The 3,670-nt window shown below is 38.1% G+C and carries 2 protein-coding genes and 1 pseudogene; all 3 read left to right on the forward strand.

Going from position 1 to position 3,670, the window contains the following annotated elements:
• Positions 1 to 474 (forward strand): uracil-DNA glycosylase family protein (locus Q0X72_RS13625; protein WP_297766529.1); only part of this gene is annotated, 474 nt, incomplete at its 5' end.
• A 280-nt stretch (positions 475 to 754) separates the two neighbouring features.
• Positions 755 to 3,275: pseudogene (locus Q0X72_RS13630) on the forward strand (phosphoenolpyruvate carboxylase).
• 35 nt (positions 3,276 to 3,310) lie between these two features.
• Positions 3,311 to 3,670 (forward strand): BLUF domain-containing protein (locus Q0X72_RS13635; protein ID WP_297766531.1); only part of this gene is annotated, 360 nt, incomplete at its 3' end.

The following is a 3,670-nucleotide window of genomic DNA, read 5'->3' on the forward strand; positions in this document are numbered from 1 at the left end:
AGCTTTGAGACCTCAGAAAAAGCCATTGAAGAAAGGGTGCAATTCTTGCGAGAGCGAAAGATTGCCATTTGCGATATTGTGGCTAGTGCCAAACGGAACAAAATAGATTCTTCAGACATAGGGATGAAAAACATCTCTCTCAGAAATATTGTAGGGTATCTGCAAGAATACTCAAATATACAGACGCTTTTGTTTACCGGTGGTAACAGCCTCAATGGTCCGGAATATCTTTTTAGGAAACATCTCAAAGCTCAGGGGATCAGCTTGCGCTGTATTTCTGATGAGGTTCCGAGGATCCATGAGTTTAGCCTGAGATCACCTTCCAGGGTTATTAGAACTGTATCTTTAACAGCGCCTTCAGGAGCTGCCAACAGGGCGGTGGGCAGTATGGAAAGTTATAAGAAAATGAAGGAGGAAAATGCAAATTTTAATACATTCGATTTTAGGGTCCTGCAATATCAACCGTTCTTTTAGGGTAAATTGAAAAGGGCCTTGTCGCAGAACAAGACCCCTTTACGAGAACACTATATGAAAATGAAAAACGGTAATGTATTATTACACATACAATATATGTTAGATCTCCTGTAAAGCAGAAAGTATGTTGTAAACTGTGTTGGATTTGTTGTCAGGATAGATTTTTTTGTTATTTCGCTCAATTGAGGGCAGGCATACGGTAATAATATGGATATTTATACCTTAAAATAACTAGCGACTTTACTTTGAACCTTAAGCTCATATTGAAGAGAACATATATATGCCACAAAAACGAGTAGAAGAATTTAAAAAATTGGTCAAAAACAAGTTCTATATATACAATAGCTTGTTTTTAAACCTTCCTTATCAAAATATAGAAAATGTAGGGATGTTGATCCCGTTGCTATATCATCAATGTGAAAAGGGTTTACAATCTGGTCAAAATCCACAGCAGATCATGGATCATTTCTTTAAGAATTATGCAAACATAAGTTCTGAACAGGATAAGATCGATTTTATGTTCCGTATTATTCAGTACGTGGAACGGCAGGTTGTTTTATATGACAGTGTAGAGGATGCTGCTTTTCCAAAATTACACGAGCTGAGTACTTCGCGAACCATCAAGGATTATTTTCAACTTGTAGATAAGAAAAAGAAATGGAATACAATTTCCAGGCAACTGGAAACCTTTAGTGCCAGAATAGTCCTCACGGCCCATCCCACTCAATTCTACACTCCTGCTGTATTAGATATTATTGAGGAATTAAGGCATCTAATCCTCGATGACAAGATCAACGATATAGATGTTGTCTTACAGCAGTTAGGGCTTACTTCGTTGATCAACTCGAAAAAGCCTACACCGCTGGAAGAGGCTAAGAACATCATTTATATCCTCAGGAATATTTACTATGATGCTGTGGGAGAATTGTATAGCTATATAAAGGCCAATATTAGAAAAGAAAAAACTTGGCTTTTGGCCCGGAGGAGACAGAGATGGTAATCCATTTGTTACGGCCGCCATTACCAAAGACGTTGCAGATGAGCTTCGGATAACCCTGATGAAGTGCTACTACAATGATCTAAAGAAACTACGTAAGAAGCTAACTTTTAAAGCACTTCAGGAACCCCTGAACCTGTTACAGGAAAAGCTGTATACCGCCATGTTCAACGTGGATAGGGTATTAGGCTATGAGGAGATCATAGATTCATTGACGGGAATTAAGGAAACACTCAATGAAAGGTATCAGGGATTATACAGTCAGGACCTGGAACAATTAATGGATAAGGTTCGCATTTTTAAGACCCATTTCGCCACCCTCGATATTCGTCAGGATCACAGCAAACATGTTCAACTGATCGAAGAGATCCTTCAGAAGAAAGGATATATCAAGAAGTCACTTTCAGAATTAGAAGATGCCGAACTCACCAGCATCTTGCTCCATGAAAATATTCAGCTGGAAGCAGATGATTTTGAGGACGATATCTTAGTAGATACTATTGTTAACATCAAACAGTTAAAAGCGATTAAAGCCAGAAATGGGGAGGATGGCTGTAACAGATATATCATTAGCAATTCTGAAGATATATTTTCAGTTCTTTTTGTCCATGCGCTGTTTAGATGGTGTGGGTACGCTCCCGGGGATATTTCATTCGACATCGTACCTCTTTTTGAAACCATGATCGGGATGGAACGTTCAGAAGAGATCATGAATACCTTGTTTTCACTACCGGAATACCAAAGGCACCTCCAACAAAGAGATCAAAAACAGACCATAATGCTCGGATTCTCGGATGGAACCAAGGACGGAGGATATCTCAAGGCCAACTGGTCTATTTTTAAGACCAAAGAAACACTTTCCAAGGTTTGTTCTAGACATGGAATAAAAGCATTGTTCTTTGATGGCAGAGGCGGACCGCCGGCAAGAGGTGGTGGTAAAACGCACAGATTTTATGCCTCTCAGACCAAGGATATAGCCAATAATGAGATACAACTCACAATTCAGGGGCAGACAATTACCAGTACCTACGGCACAAAGGATCATTTTATCCATAATTCGGAACAACTGCTAACAGCCGGACTATCTAATAATCTTTTTGGAAAGGAGAACGTGATTAGTGCGGATTCAAGAAAGTTGATAGAAGAATTATCGCTATTGAGTTTTGCAAAATACGATGCGCTAAAACAACACTCTATGTTTATTCCGTATCTGGAAAATAGGAGTACTTTAAAATATTATACGAAGGCCAATATAGGAAGCAGACCCGGTAAAAGGGGACAGAAAGCAAAACTGGAATTGTCCGATCTAAGGGCGATCTCTTTTGTGGGCTCCTGGAGCCAACTGAAACAAAATGTGCCCGGATATTACGGAATAGGAACTGCTATTCAGACTCTTGTACAGCAAGGCAAGCTGAAGGAAATAAAGAAATTATTCCGGGAAGTACCCTTCTTTGAAGCATTAATGCTCAATAGTATGATGTCACTTTCCAAATCATATTTCGAACTTACTGCTTACATGAAAGAAGATCCGGAATATGGACCTTTTTGGCAGATGCTGCATGAGGAATATGTTTTATCAAAACAAATGTTACTCAAAATCAGTAATTTTAAGATCCTGATGGAAAATGAGGCTGTTTCCAGGGAGTCCATTAAGATCAGGGAAAACATCGTACTACCCTTACTGGTTATTCAGCAATATGCCCTACACAAGATAGGCCAGAACACTAAGGACAAAAAAGTATATGAGAAAATTGTAACGCGTTCTCTTTATGGCAACATTAATGCAAGTCGCAACTCAGCCTAAGGAAGAACTAATAATATTATTTTAATAACAGGGTTATGAAAGTGTATCAACTAACCTATCGATCAAAAGCTATACCCGAGATAACTTCAAAAGAAATTCAAGAGATTGTTGAAATTGCGAAGTCATTTAATTCATCTAATGATATTTCAGGATGCCTAATATTTGATAATGGATATTTTATTCAAATTCTTGAAGGGGATGAAGAAAAAGTAACACAGCTTTATCTTAATATAAAAAAGGATAGGAGGCATACCCATTTAGAAATGAAGGATGTGAAAATTGGTAAAAAAGAGGACCTTGTTATTACTGCCATGCATGAACTTACAAACATCTCTGTCAAAAATGATTTTACATTAAAGGTTTTTTGGTATAATGTACATGCCCTATTGACCGAA

The sequence above is a fragment of the uncultured Muriicola sp. genome (assembly GCF_947258935.1).
In the GTDB taxonomy this organism is placed as follows: Bacteria; Bacteroidota; Bacteroidia; order Flavobacteriales; family Flavobacteriaceae; genus Muriicola.